The sequence below is a fragment of the Rhizobium sp. NXC14 genome, from assembly GCF_002117485.1.
GTDB lineage: Bacteria > Pseudomonadota > Alphaproteobacteria > Rhizobiales > Rhizobiaceae > Rhizobium.
Map to the genome: position 1 here is coordinate 424,032 of NZ_CP021030.1, position 25,541 is coordinate 449,572.

24 protein-coding genes, 1 tRNA gene and 3 pseudogenes are annotated in these 25,541 nt (G+C 62.0%); 17 read left to right on the plus strand and 11 right to left on the minus strand.

What is annotated here, in order from left to right:
* Positions 1-54 precede the first annotated feature (54 nt).
* Positions 55-1,128: a trifunctional transcriptional activator/DNA repair protein Ada/methylated-DNA--[protein]-cysteine S-methyltransferase gene (locus NXC14_RS02105; protein WP_085776759.1), complete on the plus strand. Its 1,074-nt coding sequence runs from the start codon at positions 55-57 to the stop codon at positions 1,126-1,128.
* A complete protein-coding gene (locus tag NXC14_RS02110; RefSeq protein ID WP_085776760.1) occupies positions 1,125-1,895 on the plus strand; it encodes an isocitrate lyase/phosphoenolpyruvate mutase family protein in 771 nt (256 codons plus the stop codon). Before NXC14_RS02105 ends, NXC14_RS02110 begins: the two co-directional genes overlap by 4 nt.
* A gap of 64 nt (positions 1,896-1,959) precedes the next feature.
* Here NXC14_RS02110 and NXC14_RS02115 read toward each other — a convergent pair whose 3' ends face one another.
* Positions 1,960-3,108: an alpha-hydroxy acid oxidase gene (locus NXC14_RS02115; protein WP_085776761.1), complete on the minus strand. Its 1,149-nt coding sequence runs from the start codon at positions 3,106-3,108 to the stop codon at positions 1,960-1,962.
* A 36-nt stretch (positions 3,109-3,144) separates the two neighbouring features.
* Positions 3,145-3,588, minus strand: a complete 444-nt coding sequence (locus tag NXC14_RS02120) for a VOC family protein (RefSeq protein ID WP_085776762.1) — start codon at positions 3,586-3,588, stop codon at positions 3,145-3,147.
* A 414-nt stretch (positions 3,589-4,002) separates the two neighbouring features.
* On the opposite strand from NXC14_RS02120, the pseudogene NXC14_RS33245 reads away from it, so the two are divergent.
* Positions 4,003-4,119, plus strand: a pseudogene (locus NXC14_RS33245) (ArsR family transcriptional regulator); the annotation flags it as partial.
* Positions 4,120-4,241: 122 nt separating this feature from the next.
* Here the strand turns inward: NXC14_RS33245 and NXC14_RS32255 are convergent.
* A pseudogene (locus tag NXC14_RS32255) lies at positions 4,242-4,352 on the minus strand (acetylglutamate kinase); the annotation flags it as partial.
* A 62-nt stretch (positions 4,353-4,414) separates the two neighbouring features.
* A complete protein-coding gene (locus NXC14_RS02130) occupies positions 4,415-5,311 on the minus strand; it encodes a LysR family transcriptional regulator (RefSeq protein WP_085776763.1) in 897 nt (298 codons plus the stop codon).
* 123 nt (positions 5,312-5,434) lie between these two features.
* On the opposite strand from NXC14_RS02130, the gene NXC14_RS02135 reads away from it, so the two are divergent.
* On the plus strand, positions 5,435-6,280 hold the full coding sequence (locus NXC14_RS02135; RefSeq protein ID WP_085776764.1) for an oxidoreductase: 846 nt from the start codon (positions 5,435-5,437) through the stop codon (positions 6,278-6,280).
* A gap of 30 nt (positions 6,281-6,310) precedes the next feature.
* Here the strand turns inward: NXC14_RS02135 and argB are convergent, their stop codons facing one another.
* Positions 6,311-7,198 carry an acetylglutamate kinase gene (gene argB, locus NXC14_RS02140; protein ID WP_011423809.1) on the minus strand — a complete coding sequence of 296 codons (888 nt, stop codon included), beginning with the start codon at positions 7,196-7,198 and terminating at the stop codon, positions 6,311-6,313.
* 145 nt (positions 7,199-7,343) lie between these two features.
* Here argB and NXC14_RS02145 point away from each other — a divergent pair.
* Together NXC14_RS02145 and NXC14_RS02150 are read left to right on the plus strand one after the other, a co-directional pair.
* Positions 7,344-7,880 (plus strand): annotated as a pseudogene (locus tag NXC14_RS02145) (sigma-70 family RNA polymerase sigma factor).
* A complete protein-coding gene (locus NXC14_RS02150) occupies positions 7,877-8,596 on the plus strand; it encodes an anti-sigma factor (RefSeq protein ID WP_085776765.1) in 720 nt (239 codons plus the stop codon). Before NXC14_RS02145 ends, NXC14_RS02150 begins: the two are co-directional and overlap by 4 nt.
* A 167-nt stretch (positions 8,597-8,763) precedes the next feature.
* On the opposite strand, the gene yihA is transcribed toward NXC14_RS02150, so the two are convergent.
* From yihA to rpmH, 4 genes are all read right to left on the minus strand, one after another.
* Positions 8,764-9,417 carry a ribosome biogenesis GTP-binding protein YihA/YsxC gene (yihA, locus tag NXC14_RS02155; protein WP_085776766.1) on the minus strand — a complete coding sequence of 218 codons (654 nt, stop codon included), beginning with the start codon at positions 9,415-9,417 and terminating at the stop codon, positions 8,764-8,766.
* Between the two features lie 140 nt (positions 9,418-9,557).
* Complete coding sequence (gene yidC, locus NXC14_RS02160; RefSeq protein ID WP_085776767.1) at positions 9,558-11,351, minus strand: membrane protein insertase YidC; 1,794 nt, start codon at positions 11,349-11,351, stop codon at positions 9,558-9,560.
* Positions 11,351-11,752, minus strand: a complete 402-nt coding sequence (rnpA, locus tag NXC14_RS02165; protein ID WP_085776768.1) for a ribonuclease P protein component — start codon at positions 11,750-11,752, stop codon at positions 11,351-11,353. The genes yidC and rnpA overlap by 1 nt, the downstream gene beginning before the upstream one ends.
* 21 nt (positions 11,753-11,773) lie before the next feature.
* Positions 11,774-11,908, minus strand: a complete 135-nt coding sequence (gene rpmH / locus NXC14_RS02170) for a 50S ribosomal protein L34 (protein WP_008524438.1) — start codon at positions 11,906-11,908, stop codon at positions 11,774-11,776.
* Between the two features lie 418 nt (positions 11,909-12,326).
* Between rpmH and NXC14_RS02175 the strand changes: the two genes are divergently transcribed.
* The 3 genes from NXC14_RS02175 (at position 12,327) to NXC14_RS02185 (ending at position 16,385) form a co-directional block, all read left to right on the plus strand.
* A complete protein-coding gene (locus tag NXC14_RS02175) occupies positions 12,327-14,324 on the plus strand; it encodes a methyl-accepting chemotaxis protein (RefSeq protein WP_085776769.1) in 1,998 nt (665 codons plus the stop codon).
* A gap of 343 nt (positions 14,325-14,667) precedes the next feature.
* A complete protein-coding gene (locus tag NXC14_RS02180) occupies positions 14,668-16,185 on the plus strand; it encodes a HAMP domain-containing sensor histidine kinase (RefSeq protein ID WP_085776770.1) in 1,518 nt (505 codons plus the stop codon).
* 123 nt (positions 16,186-16,308) lie between these two features.
* A tRNA-Arg gene (locus tag NXC14_RS02185) sits at positions 16,309-16,385 on the plus strand.
* A gap of 309 nt (positions 16,386-16,694) precedes the next feature.
* Here NXC14_RS02185 and NXC14_RS02190 read toward each other — a convergent pair.
* Together NXC14_RS02190 and NXC14_RS02195 are read right to left on the minus strand one after the other, a co-directional pair.
* On the minus strand, positions 16,695-16,940 hold the full coding sequence (locus NXC14_RS02190) for a DUF982 domain-containing protein (RefSeq protein ID WP_085776771.1): 246 nt from the start codon (positions 16,938-16,940) through the stop codon (positions 16,695-16,697).
* Between the two features lie 193 nt (positions 16,941-17,133).
* Positions 17,134-17,559: a hypothetical protein gene (locus tag NXC14_RS02195; RefSeq protein WP_085779943.1), complete on the minus strand. Its 426-nt coding sequence runs from the start codon at positions 17,557-17,559 to the stop codon at positions 17,134-17,136.
* 263 nt (positions 17,560-17,822) lie between these two features.
* Here NXC14_RS02195 and NXC14_RS02200 point away from each other — a divergent pair, with 263 nt between their 5' ends.
* From NXC14_RS02200 to NXC14_RS02235, 8 genes are all read left to right on the plus strand, one after another.
* A complete protein-coding gene (locus NXC14_RS02200; RefSeq protein WP_085776772.1) occupies positions 17,823-18,410 on the plus strand; it encodes a hypothetical protein in 588 nt (195 codons plus the stop codon).
* A 203-nt stretch (positions 18,411-18,613) separates the two neighbouring features.
* Positions 18,614-18,934, plus strand: coding sequence for a hypothetical protein (locus tag NXC14_RS02205; protein WP_085776773.1), 321 nt, complete (start codon positions 18,614-18,616; stop codon positions 18,932-18,934).
* A gap of 189 nt (positions 18,935-19,123) precedes the next feature.
* Positions 19,124-19,495 carry a cell surface protein gene (locus tag NXC14_RS02210; RefSeq protein WP_085776774.1) on the plus strand — a complete coding sequence of 124 codons (372 nt, stop codon included), beginning with the start codon at positions 19,124-19,126 and terminating at the stop codon, positions 19,493-19,495.
* Between the two features lie 153 nt (positions 19,496-19,648).
* Complete coding sequence (locus NXC14_RS02215; protein WP_085776775.1) at positions 19,649-19,948, plus strand: hypothetical protein; 300 nt, start codon at positions 19,649-19,651, stop codon at positions 19,946-19,948.
* A 250-nt stretch (positions 19,949-20,198) separates the two neighbouring features.
* Complete coding sequence (locus tag NXC14_RS02220) at positions 20,199-20,861, plus strand: methyltransferase domain-containing protein (protein ID WP_085776776.1); 663 nt, start codon at positions 20,199-20,201, stop codon at positions 20,859-20,861.
* Between the two features lie 325 nt (positions 20,862-21,186).
* The gene (locus NXC14_RS02225) at positions 21,187-22,068 is read left to right on the plus strand and encodes an aldo/keto reductase (protein ID WP_085776777.1); all 882 of its coding nucleotides are present in this window, start codon (positions 21,187-21,189) and stop codon (positions 22,066-22,068) included.
* A gap of 621 nt (positions 22,069-22,689) precedes the next feature.
* Positions 22,690-23,967, plus strand: coding sequence for an alpha/beta hydrolase (locus NXC14_RS02230; RefSeq protein WP_085776778.1), 1,278 nt, complete (start codon positions 22,690-22,692; stop codon positions 23,965-23,967).
* 187 nt (positions 23,968-24,154) lie between these two features.
* On the plus strand, positions 24,155-25,405 hold the full coding sequence (locus NXC14_RS02235) for an FAD-dependent oxidoreductase (protein ID WP_085776779.1): 1,251 nt from the start codon (positions 24,155-24,157) through the stop codon (positions 25,403-25,405).
* Positions 25,406-25,541: the final 136 nt, after the last annotated feature.

A 25,541-nucleotide genomic window follows, 5' to 3' on the forward strand; every position in this document is an offset into this window, starting at 1 on the left:
ATAGACGCCCGATTTTCGGCGGACGCGGCAGGCCTGGGATGTTAGAAAGAGGTCATGCTTTTCGAACGCCCCGACGACGACACGCTCTATGATGCCCTGATCGCGCGCAGCGCCGAGTATGAGGGCCAGGCCTATGTCTGCGTCAAGACGACAGGCATCTTCTGCCGTCTGACCTGTCCGGCGCGCAAGCCGAAGCGGGAAAATACGCTGTTCTTCGAGACGATCGCCGCCTGCGTGCATTCCGGCTTCCGCCCCTGCCGGCGCTGCAGGCCGCTGGAGCAGCCGGGCAGGGAGCCGGTCGTCGATCTGTTGCTTGCCGCGCTCGACGACGAGCCGGAGGTTCGCTGGAGCGAGGATGAGCTCGTGCGCCGCGGCCATGATCCCTCGACCGTGCGGCGCGCCTTCAAGCGGGCGCTCGGCATGACCTTCCATGACATCGTCCGTCATATCAGGCTCGGAGAAGCGGCCCGGCAGCTCGCCGACGGGGCGCGCGTCATCGATGCCCAGCTCGACGCCGGGTACGAATCTCCGAGCGGTTTCCGGGCGGCGTTCCAGCGGCTCGTCGGCAAGGCGCCGGCACTCTCGCAGAATCGCGAACTGCTTTTTGCCGACTGGTTCGATACGCCGCTCGGGCCGATGATCGCGGTCGCCGACAAGACGCGTCTGCATCTTCTCGAATTTCACGATCGCAAGGCGCTGCTGAGCGAACTCGAAGCGCTGCAGAAGCGCGTTCGCTCCTCCGTCGCAATCGGCCGCACCCCCGCGATAGATCAGATCGAGGCGGAAATCCGCGATTATTTCGAAGGCCGGCTGACCGTCTTCAGGACCCCTCTGGCGCTGGGTGGCACGCCCTTCGAAAAGCATGTCTGGGCAAAGCTGATGGAGATCCCGGTCGGGCAGACGCGCGCCTATGGCGATCTCGCCAGGGAGATGGAAAGGCCGGAGGTCGTGCGTGCGGTCGGCCGCGCCAATGGCGCCAACCAGCTTGCCATCATCGTGCCCTGTCATCGCATCCTCGGCGCCGATGGTTCTCTGACCGGTTATGGCGGCGGCCTCTGGCGCAAGCAATGGCTGCTGCGCCACGAAGAGAAGATCAGCATAGAGACAAGGATGGAGGAGACAGCATGAACCGGACTGAAAAGGCCAAGGCATTCGGCGCGCTTCATAAGAAGGGCGACCCGATCGTCCTCTACAATATCTGGGATGCGGGGACGGCGAAGGCCGTCGCCGATGCCGGCGCCAAGGCGCTTGCCACCGGAAGCTGGTCGGTTGCCGCAGCTCATGGCTTTGCCGACGGCGAGAAACTGCCGATGTCGGTGCTTGTGGAGACGGCGAAATCCATCACCGATGCCGTCGACCTGCCGCTTTCGGTCGATTTCGAAGGGGCTTATTCGGCAGACCCTCAGGGTGCGGCCGCCAATGTCGCCAAGCTGATGGAGGTCGGCGTCATCGGCATCAATTTCGAGGATCGGGTGGTTGCGGGCGAGGGGCTTTATCCCATCGAAAGCCAGGCGGCCCGCATCCGCGCCATTCGCGCCATGGCCGACAGCAAAGGCATGCCTTTCTTCATCAACGCCCGCACCGACCTGTTCCTGGCCGAGAGGGACCTTTCGAAACATGCCGGTCTCGTCGACGAGGCGATCGAGCGGGGCAGGGCCTATGCCGCGGCTGGCGGCAGTGGCTTCTTCGTTCCCGGCCTGATCGATCCCGCCTTGATCGAAAAGATCTGCGCAGCCTCGTCGCTGCCGGTCAACATCATGATGCGGACGGGCGCGCCTGACGTGAAAACATTGGCAAAGCTCGGCGTCGGCCGCATCAGCTACGGCCCGGGACCATACCGGTCGATGATGGAAAAGCTGAAGCAGGAGGCCGCGGCGATCTACAGCCTACTCTGAGCGGGCTGCTGCGGGGGCCGCATCCGCATGAAAGGCTGCGGCCCGCAATCACATGCTGCGCCGCTCAGGAACGGAAGCGCAGATTGCGCCGCGTCAGCTGGTCGACCGAGGTGCAGCCCATCAGCTTCATGTCACGCTCGAGCTCGGTGCGCATCGTCTCCAGCGCCCGCTCCACGCCCGGCTGGCCGGCGGCAGCAAGCGGGAAGAGGTAGTAACGGCCGAGCCCGACGGCCTTGGCCCCCAGCGACAGCGCCTTCAGAACATGCGTACCCCGCTGCACGCCGCCATCCATCATGACGTCGATCCGGTCGCCGACCGCGTCGACGATCTCGGCCAGCTGGTCGAAGGCGCTGCGCGAGCCGTCGAGCTGGCGGCCGCCATGGTTGGACAGCACGATGCCGGTGCAGCCGATCTCGACCGCGCGCTTGGCGTCCTCCACCGACATAATGCCCTTCAGGCAGAATTGCCCACCCCAGGCCTGTACCATGTCGGCCACGTCGTTCCACGACATGGAGGGATCGAGCATTTCGGTGAAATAGCGACTGATCGACAGCGCGCCGCCATCCATCTTGACATGGTTTTCGAGCTGCGGCAGCCGGAAACCCTCATGCGTCAGCCAGCCGATCGCCCAGGAGGGCTTGATTGCAAACTGCATCATGCCGGCGAGATTGAGCTTGAAGGGAATGGAAAAACCCGTGCGCTTGTCGCGCTCGCGGTTGCCGCCGGTGATGCTGTCGACCGTCAGCATCATCGCCTGCACGCCCGCCGTTTTCGCCCGCGCCATCATTTCGTGGTTCAGCCCGCGGTCCTTATGGAAATAGAACTGGTAGACCTGAGGTCCGTCGCTGATCTGCCTGGCCTCCTCCAGGCTGATCGTGCCGAGTGAGGAGACGCCGAACATCGTGCCGTATTTCGCCGCTGCCGCCGCGACCGCCCGTTCCCCCTGGTGGTGAAACAGCCGCTGCAACGCCGTCGGCGAGCAATAGACCGGCATGGCGAGCTTCTGCCCCATGACCGTCACCGACATATCGACATCGGCCACCCCTTTGAGAACATCGGGCACCAGATCACAATTGTCGAAGGCTGCGGTATTGCGCCGATACGTCACCTCGTCATCGGCGGCGCCGTCGATATAGTCGAAGATCGGCCCTGGAAGACGCCGCTTGGCCATGCGCCGGAAATCGTGGAAGTTATAGCAGTCTGTAAGGCGCATCTTTTTGCTCGAGCCGTTTGATTTTCGGGGCGCAACCTAAAGCACGATTCGAAATCTTGCCAAGGCTTCATTGTACGATTTGCGATCTCTCGGCGCGAAGATTGGCCGCTCACCCACCCGCCATGGCGGATCGACGCGGTTGGATCCGGCGAAATAGAGAACGACGCGGTTGCCGCCGGGATCGAACAGCTCCGCCTCACGCCACAGCCAGCTCTTGTCCTCCGGCCCGCTTGCCAAGCGAAGTCCGGCTGCGCTAAGCTTGGCGACCGTTTCGTCCAGATCCTCGCGCTCGAAATAGACCGTCGTCCCGCCGCCGCCTTTCTCGCCCTGGTGAAGCGAAAAAGTGCTGTCCCCATCGGGGCAGACAAAACGCGCATACCGGGGACGCGCATCGACAACGGGGCGAAGACCGAGGACGCAGTAGAAATGCCAGCCCGCATCGAGGTCAGGCATCGTAACGGTCACCCGATTGAGGCGCATGATCCATATCCTCTGCTGAGGGCGCACCCGCATTGGCTCTGCCTTGCCGCGCTTCAATGCCAGTTATTGCATGGGATGCGATCCTTCAACACCTCTTTGCTTCGGCGCGGGCATCCTTCAACGGTCCTCTGAGGCGCGCAGTGCCGAAGGCCGGAGCCCTCGAAGGACATGCGCCAGCGCTGCTCCTGCATTCATCGATTGGCAGCGCACCCGCCCCGCCCTTCGAGGCCCCTGCGGGGCACCTGAGGGTGAGGCTCTCTTGGGGTTTTGCGCTTATCCTTTGAGGCGGCTCATGCTGTGCCACCGCGCTCCTCTATGCTTCGGCGCGGCATCCACCGACGTCCCTCATCCTGCTGAGGCGCGCAGCCCACAGGGCGGAGCCTCGAAGGACACGCCGCAGCGCTACTCCCTGTGCTCATCAAGAACAATCTGGTCAATACGCTCAACGGCTTCGTTCAGGAGGTCTGCCCGGTCGGTCGGCCGATTAAAAGGGAAAGCCAGGCGCTCGCCCGCGCGAAAGAGTCGCCTTGATAGGCGGGGATCCCATGCCGGTCTGATCGCCGGATAAAAGCGCGACAGGAGGGACCAGCTCGGCAGGCGCTTTGCCCGTGTAGAAAGATGCGCCTCTCGTGCGGCAAGGGGCGCAGCCTCGATCAGGGAACCATCAGCGTCCCGATGCCGTGCGCGGTGAAGATCTCGAGCAGGACGGAATGGGCGGTCTTGCCGTTCAGGATGAAGACGCCCTGCACGCCGGCCTTGACTGACCTTCGGATCGTGCGGCCTGAGGTCGTTGACGGCGGCGAACTTGCGCCGCAGCTGGCTTTTGCTAGGCGAAGCTCCGCTGCATGCTGATGGCTTGTGCGACGAAATTTCGAACGACGGGCGAGCGCTCGTCACGCCGGGTCGAGAGGGCCAATCGTGCCTTTGGCGCGTCGCCGGCGATCGCAATGTAACGAACGCCGGGGACATTGATCTTGGTCATCTCCGCCGGTACGATCGAGATGCCGAGGCCGACGGCGATCAAGCTGGGAATCGCCGTGATTTGTGGTGCCGGCTGGCCAAGAACCGGTTCAAATCCCGCTCGTCGGCAGGCGGCGAGAATGTCGTCGAAAAAACCGGCGCCTGCCTCGCGCGGAAAGAGGACGAAGCTTTCTTCCGCAAGTTCGTCGAGCCGCAATGCCTGCGCTTTTGACTTGGCATGTCCGGACGGCAGGGCGATGACCATCGGCTCTTCGGCCAGAAGCTGAGACCGGGCTTGCGCCGGGTCGCCACTGCCCGGACGGATGAAGACGGCGTCGAGTTCGGCCGCATTCAGCCGTTCCAGCAATCGCGCAGTGGGCGCTTCCTCCAGGCTGAACCCGACCGCTGCATATTTCGCGCGAAAGACGTTGATCGCGGCAGGCACGATCGGATTGAAAACCGCTGAACTGGTAAACCCCACCCGCAGCCGACCCTGCTGGCCGTGCGCTGCCCGCAGAGCGCTTTGCTTTGCTTGTTCCGCCTGCAACAGGATGGCGCGAACTTCAGGCAGAAAAGCCTTACCCGCCTCAGTCAGTTCGGCGCCGCTCGGAAGGCGCCGGAAAAGCGACGTGCCAACCTCATTTTCAAGATCGCGAATCTGGTTGCTCAGTGGGGGCTGTCCGATGCCAACCCTGCGCGCCGCCCGCGTAAAGTTCAGTTCTTCAGCGACGGCAATGAAATAACGAAGGTGACGCAGCTCCATGTCATACCTTTAAGATATCAACATCGCCTGTGCAATATATTGGAAATACTCCTTTCGCCTGTCCACATAACCGCAGCGCACTCGCCTTGCCGGTGCGCGATTATAGCGATTCAGGAGTTCAACATGCGTGCAATTGGAAAGCAGTGGCTGATTACCGGTGTTAGCTCGGGCCTTGGCCGAGCCTTCGCGGAAGCCGCAATCGCAAAGGGGTACAGAGTCGTTGGCACGGTGCGCAACATCGAAGCCGCGAGACGGTTCGAAAATCTGGCGCCCGGTCGTGCCATCGCCGTTCAGCTCGACGTCGCCGATGTCGAGGCGATTGAACCGGTTGTTATGCATATCGAGAAATCACTCGGTCCCGTGGACGTTCTCATCAACAATGCCGGCTACGGACATGAGGGAACATTGGAGGAATCGCCCATCGAGGAGATGCGCCGGCAATTCGAAGTTAATGTCTTCGGGGCTGTCGGAATGATGAAGGCCGTCCTGCCGTTTATGCGCCGGCGACGGGCAGGCCATATCATCAACATCACCTCCATGGGCGGTTTCATCACCATGCCGGGCATCGCATATTATTGCGGCAGCAAATTTGCGCTGGAAGGCGTGAGCGAGGTTCTTGCAAAAGAAGTGAAAGACTTCGGCATCTCGGTCACAGCGGTGGCTCCTGGCTCGTTCCGAACCGATTGGGCGGGCCGCTCCATGGTGCGCAGCGGCAGGAACATTGCCGATTACGATGCGCTATTCGATCCGATCCGCAGGGCACGTGAGGAAAAGAACGGCAAACAGCCGGGCGATCCTCGTAAGGCAGCCGCAGCCGTGATGGCGCTGGTCGAGGCAGAAAAACCACCTGTCCATTTGGTGCTTGGAGCCGATGCCCTTTCGCTCATCCGCGACAAGCTGAAAAGCTTGAGCGCGGAAATCGACGCCTGGGAAAACCTCACGCTTTCGACGGATTTTGCCGAAGCATGAGAAAGGGGCGCCTGCAGGCGCCCTGTTCGATTAGGGCACGATCAGCGTTCCGATGCCGTGCTCGGTGAAGATCTCGAGCAGGACGGAATGGGCGGTCTTGCCGTTCAGGATGACGACGCCCTGCACGCCGGCCTTGATCGCATCGATGCAGGTCTCGACCTTGGGGATCATGCCGCCCGAGATCGTGCCGTCGGCGATCAGCGCATGCGCTTCGGCGACGGAAAGTTCCTTGATGAGCTGACCCTTCTTGTCGAGCACGCCGGGGACGTCGGTCAAAAACAGCAGGCGGGTGGCGTTGAGCGCGCCGGCTATGGCGCCGGCGAAAGTGTCGGCGTTGATATTGTAGGTCGCGCCGTCACGGCCCGGCGCCACCGGCGCGATGACCGGGATCATCTCGGAGCGGGCGAGCAGATCGAGCAGCGTGCGATCGACTTCGACCACTTCGCCGACGAAGCCGAGATCGAGCACCCGCTCGATGTTGGAATCCGGGTCCTTGATGGTCTTGCGCGCCTTTTCGGCGAACACCATGTTGCCGTCCTTGCCGCAAAGGCCGATCGCCCATTCGCCGGTCTGATTGATCAGAGCGACGATCTCCTTGTTGATCGAGCCGGCGAGCACCATCTCGACGATCTCGACCGTCTTCTGGTCGGTGACGCGAAGCCCGCCTTCGAATTTCGATTCGATGCCCATCTTGGTCAGCATCGCGCCGATCTGCGGGCCGCCGCCGTGGACGACGATCGGGTTGACGCCCGACTGCTTCAGAAGCGCGATATCGCTGGCAAAGGCCTTGCCGAGCTCGGGATTGCCCATCGCATGGCCGCCGTACTTCACCACGATCGTCTTGTTTTCATAACGCTGCATGAAAGGCAGCGCCTGGGCGAGAAGACGTGCCTGGATTTCGCTTTCGGACTCGTTCATGGGGACCCCGCAGGAGTTGATCGCGGGCCTTTTATCGCAAGTTTCTGACAGAGGGAATAATCCAGACCGCAATAGTTTTTCGTATGTGGCACGGAGCCAAAGGAGTTGGACCCGCCGGCTGAGCGAGGCACGATATGGGGAACTCATGCAAGGCGATGAGATCAAGGACCTGATCGGCCGCATCGCGCTCGATCGCCTGGCATTCGCTGCCCTCCACAACCAGACTGCACCGAAACTTTTCGCAATCTGCCTGCGCATCTTGAAGGACCGCACGGAGGCCGAGGATGCCTGCAGGAAGCCTATATCAGCATCTGGCAACGCGTTCGAAGCTTCCAGGCAGCCGCGGGATCGCCCTCGGCGTGGCTGGCCGCAATTGCCCGCAACCGGTCGATCGATCTGCGGCGTGCGCGCAAGCCCGTCACCGACGAACTCGAGAGCGTTTACGATCTTGCCGCTTCCGAGCCCGACCCGGAAAGACAGATGGTGACGAAGGATGAAGGAAGGCGGATTGACACCTGCATGGAAGAGTTGGAAGCTGATCGTGCGGTCGCCATGAAACGGGCTTATGTCGAAGGGCTGGAGCTATCAGGAACTGGCGGATCAGTTCGGCGTTCCGCTGAACACGATGCGGACCTGGCTCAGGCGCAGCCTCTTGAAACTGAGAGAGTGCATGGAACGATGACATCGCCCGACAAAAGCAAGGGAAACCGCTCCCGCGACGAGGTCCTCGCCGGTGAATATGTCTTGGGCGTCCTATCGCAGCAGGATCGCCGGGTGGTGGAAGAGCGCATGCGCCGCGATCGGATATTTGCGGCGATCGTCAGCCGTTGGGAAACCAACCTTTCCGCCTTCAACGACGAATATGACGGCGTCGCGCCGAGCCGGGAAACCTTCAAGCAGATCGAGTCCCGGCTGTTCGGCGAGGCCGGAAAACCCGCATCCTTTTCGCAGGGGCTGTGGAATTCGGCGATCTTCTGGCGCTCATTGGCGTTCGCCTGCATCGTCGTCGCCGTCAGTGCCGTCATCTTCGCCTCCGGCCTTGTGCCGCAGCCGCAGGGGCCGGCACCGCTGGCAGCCGAACTTTCGGGCCAAAACAACGCGATCAATCTCCGCGCCTCCTATGAGATCCACAGCGGCCGGCTGAAGATCGTGCCTGTCGCCGGCGGCAAGCCGGAGGAGAAATCGCTCGAACTCTGGCTGGTGCCGGGCAGCGGCGCGTCGAAATCGCTCGGCATCTTCCAGCCCGGCGAAAGCGGCGAACTCGTCATTCCCGCCGATCTGCGCAATAATGTCGCCGATGGCGCAACCCTTGCCGTCAGCCTAGAGCCTTTCGGCGGCTCCCCCAGCGGACAGGTGACCGGTCCGGTCATTGCGAGCGGCAAGGTGCACCGGCCATAACGATGCCTCGCGCGATGCGGTGGCCAGGACGGTCGCCAAGATAATCAGGGACAAGGAAGGACAAGGACAAAGACGAGGGCGTCGTCCACGTCGATAAGGTGCTGTTGCCGACGATGTAAAACTATCCGTACCGGCAGAGGCATCGGGGGCTCTGCGCAGCGCCGCTTTTATTTCCAACCTGCAATGCCGACGGTTTCGGCGATCGCCTGGCGCAGGTCATCGAGCCCGTCGCCTTTTTCGGACGAGGTGGACAGCACGTAGGGATAGGCGGCCGGGCGCTTGCGGATCTTTTCCGCCGTGTCGGCCAGAAGCTTCGGCACGGCCGGCGCCTTGATCTTGTCGGTCTTGGTCAGCACCACCTGGTACGAGACGGCCGCCTTGTCGAGCAGGGTCAGAACCTCCTCGTCGTTCTTCTTGATGCCATGGCGGCTGTCGATCAGCACGTAGACGCGCTTCAGCGTCGCGCGGCCGCGCAGGTAATCGAAGACGAGCTTCGTCCACTTGTCGACCTGTTCCTTCGGCGCCTGCGCATAGCCATAACCCGGCATGTCGACGATCGCCGTCGGCGGCAGGTCGCCCGCTTCGCCGGAATATCCGTCCGGTACGAAGTAGTTGAGTTCCTGCGTGCGCCCCGGTGTGTTCGAGGTGCGCGCCAGACCTTTCTGACCGACCAGCGCATTGATGAGGGACGATTTTCCGACGTTCGAACGCCCGGCGAAGGCCACTTCCGGCGGTCCTTCCGGCGGCAGGAAGTTGAGCGACGGGACGCCGCGGATAAAAATCCATGGGTGGCCGAAGAGTGGCTTTTCGTGTTCGGGCATGCGGGCTCGGCAATCTCCGGGTTCAGTCTTCTGTCGGCTTCGTGGTTTTGGCGGCGGATGTCAAGCTTTCAGACGGGCAGCGTCTTGCTTCACAAGCTGGCCGGAAATGAAAAGCCCCGCCGAAGCGGGGCTTGAAAGCATCATTTCGACGGTGCCGTCTTTCGTCGGAACAGGCCCTTCAGATTGTCGAAGAGTTCGACCTTGACGCCGTGGCGCTTCATGATCACCGACTGCTGGATCACCGAGAGCGTGTTGTTCCAGGCCCAGTAGATGACGAGGCCTGCCGGGAAGCTCGCCAGCATGAACATGAACACCAGCGGCATCCAGTTGAAGATCATCGCCTGCGTCGGGTCGGGCGGCGTCGGGTTCATGCGCATCTGCAGGAACATGGTGACGCCCATGATCAGCGGCCAGACGCCGAGATGCAGGAAGGTCGGCGCCTCGAAGGGCAGCAGGCCGAACAGGTTGACGATCGTCGTCGGATCGGGCGCCGAAAGGTCCTTGATCCAGCCGAAGAACGGCGCGTGCCGCATCTCGATGGTGATGTAGATCACCTTGTAGAGCGAGAAGAAGATCGGGATCTGCAGCGCCACTGGCCAGCAGCCGGCGATCGGGTTGATCTTCTCGTCCTTGTAGAGCTGCATCGTCGCCTGCTGCAGCGCCATGCGGTCATCGCCGAATTTCGCCTTCAGCTCCTCCATCTTCGGCTGCATGCGCTTCATGTTCGCCATGGAGGCGTACTGCTTGCTGGCGAGCGGAAAGAACAGCGCCTTGACGACGATCGTGGTGCAGAGGATCGCCACGCCGAAATTGCCGAAGAAGCGATAGAAGAAGTCCATCAGCTTGAACATCGGCTTGGTGATGAAATAGAACCAGCCCCAGTCGATGAGCCGGTCGAACTTCGGGATCGAATAGGAGGCCTCGTAGCCGTCGATGACGGGCACTTCCTTGGCGCCGGCAAAGACGAGGTTCTTGAGCTCGACCGACTGGCCCGGCGCAACGGTGAAGGCATCGTCCTTATAGTCGGCCTGATAGCGCGGCTGACCGTCGGAAAAATACGAGAAGTGTGCCTCATAGGCTGACGTCTGCGGCGGTACGATCGTCGCCGCCCAGTATTTGTCGGTAATGCCGAGCCAGCCGCCGGTGGATTTCGCCGGGGCCACGGCTTCCTTCTCCACCGCGCTATATTTGCTTTCGATCAGGCCGTCGTCGCCGATGACGCCGATAAACCCTTCGTGCAGCACGTAGACGGAGGGGGTCGTCGGCTTGTTGTAACGCGTCACGCGGCCGTAGGAGGAAAGCGAGGCAGGAGCCTGGCTCGAATTCTGAACCTTGTCGGCGACGGTGAACATGTAGCGCTCGTCGACGGAAATCGTGCGAGTGAAGGTCAGGCCCTTGTCATTGGTATAGGAGAGCGTCACCGGTGTCTTCTCGGTGAGCTTGGCGCCTTCAGGCGCCGTCCACAGCGTCGAGGGACCGGGGACCGCACCCGTTGCGTCGCTGCCGATATAGCCGAGCTCGGTGAAGTAACCATCCTTGGTTTCGGCCGGGCTGAACAGCGTGATGGTCGGGCTCGAGTCGTCGACGGTCTCGTGATAGCCCTTGAGCTTCAGGTCGTCTAGCCGGGCGCCGGCAAGGTTGATCGAGCCGGAAAGGGCAGGGGTGTCGATGACGATGCGCGGGGTCTTTTCGAGCGCCTGCTCGCGCGTCGCCGTCGCGGCTGCCTGGCCGGTCGGGGCCGCGCCGGTCGTTTGTGCCGGTCCTCCGCCGGCAGCAGCCGGCTGCTGCGTCTGCTCGGTCTGCTGTTGCGCCTTCTGGGCTTCCTGCGTCTTGCGCTGGGCCTCGATGCGCGGATTCATATAGAGAAACTGCCAGCCGAGGACGATCAGCACCGAGAGAGCGATCGCAATGAAATAATTGCGGTTGTTTTCCATCATAGGTTCCTGGGGCGTCCGTCTCCGGGGCGCCGGTGTTTCGGCCTGGTTTCCACGCGGGATTTCAATTCCGCGGCCAATTCCTGGAAGGACGCGTCGAGCACGTCCCTGCGCGCGACAACCACATAGTCGTGTCCGGGCTTCATTGCAAACCCCGCATGAAGCCGCACCGCCTCTTTCAGGCGGCGGCGCATGCGGTTTCGCTCTACGGCATTGCCATGTTTTTTGGTGACTGTAAAACCGACACGCGCCTGGCTGTCGGGTTCCTTCCGGTCGAGCACTTCGAGAAGGAAGAGTCCTCCCCGGCGTTTTTCGCCCTCGCGCACGGCAAGAAACTGCGGGCGGCTCTTCAGCCGCCCGACAGCGTGTTTTTTCTCACTGGTCGTCAATTCGCCCGCCATCTCTTATCGGGCAACCCGGCCTTAAGCCGAGAGACGCTTGCGGCCCTGCGCGCGGCGGGCAGCGATGACCTTGCGGCCACCCTTCGTGGACATGCGCGCACGGAAGCCGTGGCGACGCTTGCGAACAAGCTTGGATGGTTGGTAAGTACGCTTCATTTATTTAAACACCGCGGAGTGCGGCCCTTCTTGAATTTGCATGATGCAAGGAGCGTTGTTTTTCGAACGGGCGAGCCATGAAGGCCTTAGGTGACCGGACGTGCGGCGGCTTATACGGATGAAGCCTGCCAAAGTCAATTATAACTGATCATTTCACCGCTAATGCTGGCCTGCGCGTGGTTTTCGCATGTAAGTGTTAATAAGTTTGTTTTACTCCAGAAGGTTGTGCTTGGTCGCCGCCGCGACGGAAAGTCATGCTTTTCAGCGACTTGCGCCTGGGGCGGACGCCAGTATGGCTAATATTCAGGGGCCATAATCGTAAACATTAGAAATGTAACTTTAAGGAATTTCGCGGATATTCGCACCATCAGCCGGGAACTAGCTTTCCAGGCAGTGATGGGAGCTAGGAGGCATTGCATTGAAGATCCGCGGCAAGATTAATCTGCTGGTTTGCGTAATGGGCGCCGTCGCCCTTCTGATCGGCGCAACGGCATTGTCCGCCATGCGCGAATACAGCCGCAACCTCACTGCTTACGAGCAGGCCGCCGCCCGCGCCTATGCCGGCGAGCGCCTCAACCGTTTCGTCACCGCTGTCGTCATGGAGTCGCGCGGCATCTATGCGGCGAAGACGATCCAGGATACGCCGAACTTCGCCAAGGGCATCACGGCCGCTCTCGATGAGATCGACAAGGTCATCGCCGGCTGGGCGCCGCTCGTTCCCGAAAGCGAGAAGGCCAACTTCGCCAAGCTCGTCTCTCGCGCCGCCGAATTCCGCACCTTCCGCACGGAAACGGCCCGCCTCGGCACCGAAGTCGGGCCCGAGGCCGCCAGCCAGCAGGGCAACAACGAGGCCAATCGCGCCAATCGCAAGGCCTTCCAGGCTGAAATCGACGCGGTCGTCGCTACCGACAAGGCAGCTCTCGACGCCGTCAACGCCGATATCGAAAGTTTCCGCTCCTGGGTCCTGATGCTCGTGCTCAGCATTACCGGCATCGGCATCGCGGTCGGCATCGGCATGGGCTTTTATATCGGCACCAGCCATCTGAGCCGCCCGATCAAGCGTGTCACCCACGCGATCAAGGAGGTCGCCAACGGCAATTTCGACGCCGAGGTTCCCTTTGCCGGCCGCAAGGACGAAATCGGCGAGATGGCCGCCGCTGTCGCGGTCTTCAAGGAGAACGGCCTTGCCGTCAAGCGCCTGAACGCTCAGGAGGCGGCGATGCGCGCCAAGAGCGACGATCTGCAGTCGAGCATGTCGGTCGTCGTGGCCGCGGCTGCGGCCGGCGATTTCAGCCATCGCATCGACAAGGACTATCAGGACGAGAACCTCAACCGGTTCGCCGGCAATATCAACATGCTGCTGTCGAGCGTCGATGCCGGGATCGGCGAGACCCGCCGCGTCATCGCAAGCCTTGCCGAAGGCGATCTGACCCAGACGATGAACGGCAATTTCCAGGGCGCCTTCGCCGAGCTGCAGCAGAACGTCAACAACAGCTTCGTAACGCTGCAGGCGACGATGCGCGAAGTGCGCGAGACGACCGAAGCGATGAACGGCAACACATCCGAGCTGCGCAATGCCAGCGACGACCTGTCGAAGCGCACTGAGCAGCAGGCGGCGGCCCTCGAACAGACCTCCGCGGCGCTCGACGAGATCACAGCCGTCGTCCAGAACTCCACCGAGCGGGCGCATGAAGCGACCGTCATGGTCTCAGAAGCCAAAGAAAATGCCGGCCGCTCCGGCGTCGTCGTCCGCAACGCCGTCGAGGCCATGGGCCGCATCGAGCAGGCCTCGCGCGAAATCAGCCAGATTATCAACGTTATCGATGAGATCGCCTTCCAGACCAACCTCCTGGCGCTGAACGCCGGGGTCGAGGCGGCCCGCGCCGGCGAGGCCGGCAAGGGCTTCGCGGTGGTCGCGCAGGAAGTGCGTGAACTCGCCCAGCGTTCGGCGACCGCCGCCAAGGACATCAAGGCACTGATCACCAAATCGGGCGATGAGGTGCAGGTCGGCGTCAAACTCGTCCAGGCGACCGGCGAGGCGCTGTCCGAGATCGGCACCCGCATCATAGCGATCAACGACCATATCCATTCGATCGCGACAGCCGCGGTCGAACAGTCGACCGGCCTCAAGGAGGTCAACACCGCCGTCAACCAGATGGATCAGGTGACCCAGCAGAATGCTGCAATGGTGGAAGAAACCTCTGCCGCCACGCACCGGCTTTCAGCCGAAGCCAACGGGCTGGTGCACCTCATTGCCCGCTTCAAGCTTTCGGATGCGGTGGAGCCCGTGGCGCTTGTGCGCAACGAGCCGCACAGGCAGCCGGTCGCCTCACCCGCCCGCCGCGCGATCGCCAAAGTCGCCCGCGCCTTCGGCGGCAGTGCGGCTGCAGCCGAGCAGAGCTGGGAAGAGTTCTGAGACTCTTCCAACGCCCAGTAGCTGCCCCTCATCCTAACCCTCGCCCCGTAAATCGGGGCGAGGGGACGTGCCAGGCGCGACGTTGAGATGGAGGAGGCCGGTGCGGCATGTCCCTTCGCCCCGTTTACGGGGAAAAGGTGCCGGCAGGCGGATGAGGGGCCGCCCCGTCACGCCAACCAGAGAGCAATTGCGCCAACCTAACGAATCACGACGCCGCCTCCGGCAGCATTTCTTTGTGGCGACGTGACGCTGCTCGCAAAGATTTGAAAGCGGAACCTATTGGTCTAATATAAAGCTCCAACGGTAAGGGTGGCCAAAGCGCTGCCGATCGGGCGAGACAAGAATGCCGGTGCGAAACCAGGGCGACAATCCTTCGGCAGAACCCCCAGCAGCCACCGAGGCTGCCAAGGGGCGGTGCCCGTCCGGCTTCTTCGGCGGGCTTTCGGGCAAGCTGCTCTGGCTCACCGTCGTCTTCATCATGCTCGCCGAGATCCTGATTTTCTTTCCCTCTGTCGCCAGCATGCGGATGCGCTGGCTGCAGGACAGGCTGAACACGGCCGCCGCCGCCGCCATCGTCATCGACGGGCTGCAGCCGATCGAGCTGCCGCGCGCTCTGCAGAAGGAAACGCTGGAGGCGACCGGCACCAAGGCGATCGTACTGCGCAAGGAAGGCACTTCGCGGCTGCTGGCAACGACTGACATGCCGACCTCCGTCGACGAATCCTACGACCTCACCGACGTGCCGCCGCTGACGGCGATCCGCGACGCGCTCGATACCCTGGTTTTCGGCGGCAGCAGGATGATCCGCGTCTATGGCCCGGTTGGTGAAAACAAGATCGGCGTCGAGGTTGTCATGAAGGATCGGCCGCTGCGCACGGCGATGTTCGCCTATTCCCGCAACGTGCTGCTGCTGTCGGTGCTGATCTCGCTTTTCACCGCGACGCTGATCTTCTTTGCGATCAACCGCATTCTGATCGGCCCGATTCGCCGGCTGACCGGCAGCATGCAGCAATTCTCCTCCGATCCCGAGAATCCGGCCCATATCTATATCGGCGACGGCGGCCGGGACGAGCTGGCGGTGGCCGGCCGCAATCTCACTTCGATGCAGATGGAGCTGCAGAAGACGCTGAAGCAGCAGAAGAACCTTGCCGCTCTTGGCCTCGCCGTTTCAAAGATCAATCACGATATGCGCAATATCCTGGCTTCCGCGCAGCTGATGTCGGACCGGCTCGTCGATGTCGATGATCCGATGGTCAAGAGCTTCGCGCCGAAGCTGCTGCGCACCATCGACCGTGCGGTCGGTTATACGACGGAGGTGCTGTCCTACGGCAAGGCGAGCGAATCGGCGCCGCGCCGCCGCCATGTTCGGCTGCTGGGACTGACACAGGACGTCAAGGATATGCTGGCGATCGATCCGCAAAGCGGCATCGAGTTTGTCGAACAGTTCGCTGCCGATCTCGAGGTCGATGCCGACGGCGAGCAACTGTTCCGGGTCATTCACAATCTCTGCCGCAACGCCCTGCAGGCGCTGACTTCGCCGGGCGAGGGTGGCCCTGGGACCGTCCGGCGCATCACCGTCTCCGCCCAGCGCGTCGGCAGCGTCGTCAGCATCACGGTGGACGATACCGGACCCGGCATGCCGCTGAAGGCGCGCCAGAACCTGTTTGCCGCCTTCCGCGGCTCGGCCCGCTCCGGCGGCACCGGCCTCGGCCTGACCATCGCCCGCGAACTGGTGCTCGCCCATGGCGGCACGATCGCGCTGGTGGAAAAGCCGACGGTCGGCACTCAGTTCCGCATCGAGATTCCCGATCGCCCGGTTTCGCTGGACGATTACCGCAATCGGACCCAGGGTGAGAAGTGACGGCATTTCGCCGGAGCGCGGCCGTTGCAGACAAACGCGCGATTTTTTCAGAAATGCTCTTGCAATGTCCGAAAGGACCCTTTAGAGGATCGCCCACGCAAGCGGCGCCGCCGCTTCTGCCACGCACCCGTAGCTCAGCTGGATAGAGCACCAGACTACGAATCTGGGGGTCAGGAGTTCGAATCTCTTCGGGTGCGCCATTCTTTCACTTCATTTGATACCTCCTGTTTTGGAAAATCGGTTCCGAATATCAAAGGCGTTTCCCGCCTCAGGCAGGCCTAAATCATTTCCAGCCTATCGCACCTGCGAGCTTTTCACGACCCGGCCAAGCCGAGGAATTGCTCTGCTGGCCTGATCCCGTCACAGTTCATTGGCGCGCTGCAGCTAGTGGACATTGGCCATTTGTCGCGCGGGCGCTTCGGCGGTTTTTCCGGGAATGCACTCGAAGCGGCGGGACGGTTGGCCGCCGGAATATTTGACGACGGTGCGCTGGAACGGGGCACGTCGCCTCATTCCTTGATGGCGATCCCGGCTTCGATCGCCGCCTCGACGAACGCCTGCCGCGCCTCTTCCCGGCTCCGTTTCCCGGATATGACATCGGCGCAAACCGCACACGCTCTGTCGAGCGCAGGCCCCTCTTCGGTCGGCCAGTCTTCAATCAGCGCCCATGTGGCTGCTTGGGTCGTCTGGATGACGACCCATTGATCCGGCCCCTCAAGCGCAAGCGTCACCGGCTTCTTCCATAGGGTTTGCATAATGCAGGATCTCCGCTGCGTCTTCTCAGTCACCTGCTCGCCTAGGGCAATTGTTCCGGCGTGTCGAGATGCCGTCTGAACGAGACGTTTTCTGAAGCGGTGAGCTGCTTTACTGAAAGGCCGGCATATTTATTTCCGGCCGCCGCTTCTCGTCGGCCGCTGCCGTCTTTGCCGCAAAGCAGCAAGGCAAAAGCTATTGAGCGTTCGGATGCTCTCTCTCATAGTCTTCCCTTTCTTTCTTCCCGAACACGGCGGAGTAAAAGCCGCTGCAAACCAGATATGAGCACTCATCCGGGTTGCCCGTTTGCCATCCCGGCTGGCAGAGGACGACGCGATGGAATTTGGCATTGCAAAGCCCGTGGTTTGCCAGAAGCCGCGGATCGTTTCCGAAATACGCGCTTATGGCTTTCTCGCGAGTCCATGCAGGAACGACTTTCCAATCAGCGGCGCCGCCCTCAGCGCTCACATTGCCGGTCGCACAGAACGACCAATTCGATATGGTGATCGGTTGATCACAGGGGAAAGCTTGGACGGCGCTTCCCAGCGAGAGCGAAATCAATGCCAGCAATCGCTTGCTGTAACCCACCATGCTCTTTTCCCTCATGCAGATCATTCGCATCCTGTCCTCCACGCCCAGCAACTGCCTGTCTCCATGACGGGGATCAGGTCTAACACCAAATTCCTAAGATTATTTTCCTAGTTCCCGAAACGTTCTTACGCTAGATTGCTCGCCGTTGCAACCATGGAATGTTGAATGTCAAAGAATTTTGTAGTGATTGGCGCTGTGGGCGCTTGGCCCAGTGTTTCCCTCTGCATGCGGGAAAAAACGAGTTCTTCTGTTGGTCGCCTGAAGGACGTGCTCGGAGCTGAGGCGAGGGGCTGATGGCGGAATTCAACTCTCGTGACAAGAGCCGCACCAGTTCCGGCAAGACGCGAGCGCTGGTGCGCAAGCACACCGCGCCGCCGAGCGCCAGCGATGACGGCAGCCTGCGGTGGCAATGGTTGACGATCCAGCTCCTGGAATCGGCGGCCTTTACCACCTTGAGTGCGAATGCCTGCCGCGCCTTCTTCCGCATCGTCATCGAGCACGTCTCGCATGCCGGGTTGCAAAATGGCAGGCTTGTCGTGACGCATCCCCAGTTCGTCTCCTACGGCGTTACCGGTGAATATGTGGCCGATGCGCTCGACGAACTGGAATATAAGGGGCTGGTTAAGGTCCGCCGCGGTCGGGCGGGAAGCGGGGTCGCGCATCCCAACCTGTTCACGCTCACCTTTGTCGGCGACCATGAGGGCGCGCCGCCGACCGACGAGTGGAAGCGGTGCACGGCGGAAAGAGGTCGGAAATGGTCCGAGACCGACCGCAAGATCGCTGCCGAAAAACGCGGTCGCCTCGGCCGGAAGAAAAAAACCTCGCTTCGGGATCCCGAAATCCGCCCGCTTCGGGATTCCGAAATTCGCCGCGCTTCGTGAGCTTTTCGGCTGAGTGGAAACGCAATGATTTCAATGCCGCAGCCTATTTCGGGATTCCGAAGTGCTATATAGATTTTGGTGGGGGTTCCCGGCATGGCGCGTGATGACCGTCCTCGGTCGGAAGCGGCATTGGTTTTCCCGCATGCCTAGCTTCGCGCAACCTTCCTGATGTATCCGCATGCCTGATGATCTCGGAGGAACGCATGACGGTGGGAATTTTTCGGGCTCTGGCGGTTCTCGCGACGATGGCCGCCCTTGCCGGCTGCGTCGATCATGCGAACGCGCCGGTGCTTTTGCCCATCGGCGTGCCGGTCAATCCGCCTGCCGTCGCCCAAGGCATCTGCGTGACCGACGGCAATGCGATGTATCACGAGGCGAAGAAGCAGTATCATCTGCGCGCCCAACTGACCGGCTATGCTGAGGCCGATGCGCTGGAAGAGGAAACGACGGCGCGCGCCGCTGCCCATCGCCAATATGTCGCCTGCCTGTCCGCCCAGGGTTACAGGGCTTTGTACGCGAATTGAGAACAGAGAATTCGCATTCTTAGCCAGCGCCCCTCGCGCCATTCTTGCTGTCGCGACTTTCACGTTTTCTCGCGAAAAACTCACGCGGGATCGCCTGCAATCACGAGTTTTGGAAACTGTGCGTGCGCGCGGAACTGCGCACTTCGGACAGGCATTTTCCGGGGATAAATCCACGAAGGAGGGTTTATCATGAAGATGTGCAATCTTGTCCGTTCCGCCGTCGCGCTCAGCGTGCCTCTCGTCCTCGCGCCGATCGGCCAAGCTGAAGCCGCTCCCGTTCAAACGGTGCGGCCGCCCGATATTTCGTACGTAAAAACCGTGCAACATAAGTCGCATCCCGGTCTTTGGCATGGCTATCGCGGCTTCCGAACGGAGCGCCCCGGCACCCGCCGTCACTCCGATGGCTACTGGTATCCGCTTGCCGCTTTCGGTGTCGAGGCCGGCGCTACCGGCTCCATCATCCGCCAGCCGGTGAACAGACCGGCGGCTCCGACGATGTGCAACCCTACGTTCTCAGGATCGATCGGTCCCGGCAGCATGCCCTGCGATAACGGCTATTGAGCCGGCAAATGAAAGCGGCAGCGCGAGCCGCCTTTTTCCTGTTTCGGGCGCCGCTCACATGTTCGTGACCTCTATTGCGTTGCGGTAGATTGTGACAGATCCGCTTCCTACCTCCTCGGCGCAAATTCAGCTGATCCTCCCAAGGAGATGACAATGATCACGACGTTCAAGAGCGGCCTGGCGGCCGCAGCCCTCGGTGCGATGCTCGGCCTTTCCTGCGTGGCGGCGCAAGCGGCTCCTCTCCAGTCGAGCGCGACGCAGCAGGGCCCGGCCAAGCAGCAGGTTGTCCAGGATGAGACCCGCGTGCAGCACGACAGGAGCACGACTGGTTCGATTGGTGAAGGCAGCCCGAAGGGCATGGCCTCGCCCTACATGATGAACCCGAAGAAGCCGCTGAACATGGATTGCAAGCTCGGCTTCAACCCGACGAGCAGCTCCGGCTGCAACTATTAACCGGGCGCTTTGGGCGGTGGCGACCAGGCCGCCGCGGTGAGGGGCGGCTTCCCGGCCGCCCTTTTTCACCACAGACGACGGCGCTCGCTATGTCAAAGCCGCCGCAGATGCAAAAATGCCGGACGCCGGTAGGAAAAGAGGTGGGAAATGCCGGCTCACAAGGGCGATTGACGTCACTGCCTTGGAATTGCCATGCTGGCCGCGATGGTCACATTCATAATCAATTGAATTTCAGACAGGTGGGACAGTCATGACCGCAAAGGCTGCATGCTCGGATTTCCTGCATTTTTTCCGCTCCTGGATCAGTAATCCGCTTCGGGTGGCCGCCATCGCGCCATCGGGGGATTCATTGGCCAGGATCATGACCAGCGAAATTGCGGAGCTCGACGGTCCGATCATCGAGCTCGGCCCGGGCACGGGCGTCTTCACCCGGGCGTTGCTCGCCCGCGGCATCAGCGAGGCGGATCTGACGCTGATCGAATACGGCCCGGAATTCATCGATGCGCTGCAGACGCGGTTCCCGGCGGCGCGGATATTGCAAATGGACGCAGCCCACCTTGCCCAGGCCGATATTTTCGAGGGCGAACCGGTCGGCGCCGTCATTAGCGGCCTGCCGCTTCTGTCCATGTCGCCGCGCAAGATCGCCTCGATCCTTGCCGGCGTCTTCACCTATATGCGCCCGGGCGGGGCGGTCTATCAATTTACCTATGGTCCGCGCTGTCCGGTGCCGCGGCCGATCCTCGACCGCCTCGGCCTGAAGGCGGTGCGCATCGGCGGCACGGTTCGCAACCTGCCGCCTGCGTCCGTCTACCGGATCTCACGCCGCAAGCCATTGGAACTCTCGCGCGAGCGCCTGAGATACCGTGAGGCGGACATCGAAGTCGCCGCGTTTTCCGGCGAATCGGCCGGCTGAACGCGGCACCGGCTGAGCGGAAGCGACAGGCTTCGACGCAGCCCGGCCGATATATCCCCGCATGCTGCAGCCGGTCGAGGGACGATGTTTCGGCCTCTCCCTCTTATCCCCGCGGACCCGTCCTATATCTGCAAGCGTCGCAGCGGCCGCATGTCCGATATCGCCGCGGCGGCCGGGTCATCACCATGCCGGGCATCACCAGACACCGCAGGCATTCAGAACCGAATCCATCCTCGCCAACCCGGCATCCCCGCGCCGGTGAAACGAGCGGCTTCGGCCAACTCAACGACATTGAACGATTTTATTGACCAAGAGAGGAAAGATCATGTCCAGTCACAACGCAGCCAAGTCAGGCACCTTCAGGATCGGCGGCGAGATCGAGGTCAATCGTCTCGGTTTCGGCGCCATGCGCGTTACCGGCAAAGGAATCTGGGGTGAGCCCGACGACCACGCCGAGTCCATCCGGACGCTGAAGCGCCTGCCGGAGCTTGGCGTCAATTTCATCGATACGGCCGATTCCTACGGCCCTGATGTCTCCGAATGGCTGATCAAGGAGGCGCTGCATCCCTATGGCGCCGGATCCGTCATCGCCACCAAGGGCGGCCTGACCCGCCACGGTCCCGACATCTGGCTGCCCGTCGGCCGCCCGGAATATCTCATCCAGCAGGCGCATAAGAGCCTGCGCAATCTCGGCGTCGAGCAGATCGACCTGTGGCAGCTTCATCGCATCGATCCGAAGGTGCCGGCCAAGGAGCAGTTCGACGCGATCAGATCGCTACTCGATGCCGGCCTGATCCGCCATGCGGGTCTGAGCGAAGTCTCCGTCGCCGAGATCGAGGCGGCCTCGAAGCACTTCAAGGTCGCCACCGTCCAGAACCGCTACAACCTTGTCGATCGCACCAGCGAAGACGTGCTCGATTATTGCACCAAGCACAATATGGGCTTCATCCCTTGGTATCCGCTCGCCGCCGGCGATCTCGCCCAATCAGGCTCGCTGCTTGATACGATCGCCAGGAAGCACAATGCCGCCCCCAGCCAGATCGCACTCGCCTGGGTGCTGAAGCGCAGCCCGGTGATGCTGCCGATCCCCGGCACGTCAAAGGTCAAGCACCTGGAAGAAAACGTCGCGGCGGTGGAGATCACGCTGTCGGATGAGGAGTTCGCGGCGCTGGACGCCGAGGGCCGGAAGGTCTTCAAGGCCGCTTGAGGGGCAATGCAAGCTTGCGGCGGCGGGTGCGTTTGCGCCGCATGGCCGCCCCTCACCCTAACCCTTACCTGGGTCGAGCCACTGGTCTCGGCCCGTCCTGCGGACCCCGTAAACGGGGCGAGGGGACGTGCCCTGCAAGAGGTTGGCGACGGACGGAGAGGTTGCGGCCTATTCCCTTTGCCTGCGGGGAGAATGTGGCGGCAGCCGGATGAGGGGCTGCCGCCGCTGACGGATCTTTAGTCAAAAGTTTGACCAGCCGGTCAAACATGCTGCAAAATGAGGCGTCCGCCTGTCATTTTCTGGGCAAGCATTGCGCCCAATGCATTGCTGCATTGCGGTAATTTCGCTATTCCCGATCAAATGAATGGGGTATCACTATCTTCGTAAGCAGCGCACTCCTCCTCCCAAGCGCTCTTACATCGGACCGACAGCACTCCTCCTCCCAGTTGTCGGTCAGGATCAAGAGCCTGGCGCACCTCCTCCCGCGCCAGGCTCTTTTCTTTTTCCCCAATACCATTTCGGACGGGCCTGCTTTCCGCGTGCGGTTTGACTCGACAGGCTTCGCCGGACTATTTGAACATGTGCCGTCCGTCCGGCGCGTGAACCGGTTGGAGTTTGGTCATGATCGGCAAATGGCGCGGCTCGCGTGCGGCTCTGGCAGGGCTTCTGATTGCAACGATGGTGCTCGCCGGCTGCGGTGGCAGGCCGGTCGGGGTGATGCAGGCGGCCGGCACCGTGCCGCCGGGCACGTCGAAAGTCGATCTCCTGGTGGCGACGACGCGCGCTGCCGACGACAATCCGGCCGTGCTTTTCTCCGGCGAACGCGGCACCGGGCTTGCCGTCAACGCTGTCGATGTCTCGATCCCGCCGGAAGCCAATCGCAAGGTCGGCCAGGTGCAATGGCCGAAGCGGCTGCCGGCCGATCCGCTCCGTGACTTCGTCACCGTTTCCGTCGATCCGCTCGAGGGCGAGCGGGCAGGCGAGAGCTGGTTGAAGAGCCATATGCCGAAGAGCCGCCGCGTGCTCGTCTTCGTGCACGGCTTCAACAACCGTTACGAAGACGCGGTCTATCGTTTCGCGCAGATTGTCCACGATTCGCGTGCCGACGTCGCCCCCGTCGTCTTCACCTGGCCGTCGCGCGCCAGCATCTTCGATTACAATTACGACAAGGAAAGCACCAACTATTCCCGCGATGCGCTGGAGGAGTTGCTGACCCGTACCGCCGCCAATCCGGCCGTTGGCGACGTCACCGTCATGGCTCACTCGATGGGCACCTGGCTGACGGTCGAAGCGCTCCGGCAGATGGCGATCCGCAACGGTAAGGTCGCGTCGAAGATCAACAATGTCATCCTTGCCTCGCCGGATCTCGATGTCGACGTCTTCGGCCGTCAGTTCATGAGCCTCGGCAAGGACAAGCCGCATTTCACCATCTTCGTCTCCAGGGATGATCGTGCGCTGGCGCTGTCGCGGCGCATCTCCGGCAATGTCGATCGCCTCGGCCAGATCGATCCTTCCGCCGAGCCCTATCGCAGCAAGCTGGAGGCGGCCGGCATCACCGTGCTCGACCTCACCAAGCTCAAGGGCGGCGACAGGCTGAACCACGGCAAATTCGCCGAAAGCCCCGAGGTGGTGAAGCTGATCGGCGACCGCCTGATTGCCGGCCAGACGATCACCGATTCCAATGTCGGCCTCGGCGAGGCGGTCGGCGCAGTGGCGATGGGGGCGGCCCAGACCGCCGGAAGTGCGGTCAGCGTCGCCGTCAGCACGCCGATCGCGATCTTCGATCCGCGCACCCGGCGCAACTACGATGCGCAACTGAAGCGGCTCGGCCAGTCGATGGACAACACCGTCGGTTCGGTCGGCGACAGCGTCGGCGCCGGCCTGCCCGAAAGCCCGTAAAAATTCCGCGGAGCAATTCCAGCAAAAAGTGCACGGCGGTTTTGCGTTTCGGAATTGCGTAAATCCAAAAGCTTAGAGCGGTTCCGCGTTTTCCGTGAAAAGCTGAACCGCTCTAGGCAGCACCGCCGATCTGATATATCAGGTTGGCGAACGGCAATGCTGTCTGCCGTGCAGGTGGGTTGATCGCATGACGGATGAGACGAAGAAGAAGGTGGTCGTCGCGGGCGCGGGCGTGATCGGCGCCTCGATCGCTTTCGATTTGCAGCGGCGCGGATTTCAGGTCACGCTGATCGATAAGGGTGAGCCCGGGCGCGGCACCTCTTTCGGCAATATGGCGAGCATCGCGCTCGATTTCGCCGCCGGCTCCGGCCCGTCGACCTGGAAGAAGATTCCCGGCTGGCTGCTCGATCCCGAAGGCCCGGTCTGGCTGCGGCCGTCCTATGCCGCGCGGATGCTGCCCTGGTTCCTGCGCTTCCTCGCGGCCGGCCGGCCTTCGCGGCTCCGGGAAATCGAGGATGCCGGCATGAGCCTGTCGCTGCGGGCGCTCGGCGATTTCAGGGAGATGCTGCAGGCGATCGGCGCGTCCGAGCTGATGACGGAGGAGGGCTGTCTCGCCATTTACGAGACCGAGGCGGAATTTGCCGCTGACCGTGGCCATCTTGCCATGATGCAGCGCTACGGCCTCGAATTCGAGGTCTTGAGCAATGGCGCCATCCAATATCATGAGCCGGCCCTTTCGCCTGTCATCGCCAAGGCCGTGCTGCTCCCCGACAACAAGTCGGTCCGCGATCCCTATAGGCTGGTCGTCAGGCTGACTGACGCAGCCATCGCCGCGGGCGCAGCCTTCGCCCCCGGCGCTGTGAGCAACATCGAGCGCAAGGGCGATGGCACGGTCGTCGTCGTCCTCGATGACGGACGTCGGATCGAGGCCGCTTTCGTGGTGCTCGCCGCCGGCGTCCACACCCGTTTCCTCGCCGCAAAACTCGGCGAACCGATTCCGCTCGAGACCGAGCGCGGCTATCACACGCAGATCATGAAACCGGGCATTTCAATGCGCTATTCAGTGATCTGGCCTCATCGCGCCTTCATGGTGACCCCGACGGCCGGCGGCATCCGCGTCGGCGGCAATGTCGAACTCGCCGGCCTCGACGCCGCGCCCGATTTCCGCCGTCCGCGCGTGCTGGTGCGGCACGCCCAGCGGGCGCTGCCGGGTCTGAAGGTCGAGGAGGCGACGGAGTGGATGGGCCATCGCCCGGCCTTGCCCGATACGATCCCCATCATTTCGCCGTCCTCGAAAATGCCGGGGGTTTTCTATGCGACCGGTCATGGCCATCTCGGCTTGACATATGCCGCAACGACAGCGCGGTTGATCGGCGATATGGTGAGCCGAGCAAAACCGTCGGTCGATATAACCCCGTTCCGCATAGACCGATACTGATTGAGAGCAATTCCAGGAAAAGTGTGAAGCGGTTTCCCCAGGCAAAGCGCGACGCGATTTTGCCGGGAATTGCGTTAAAACAAAAGTTGAAACCGCGTCGGCGGCGTCAGCCGTGACGTCCGAACTGGAGTTTCGA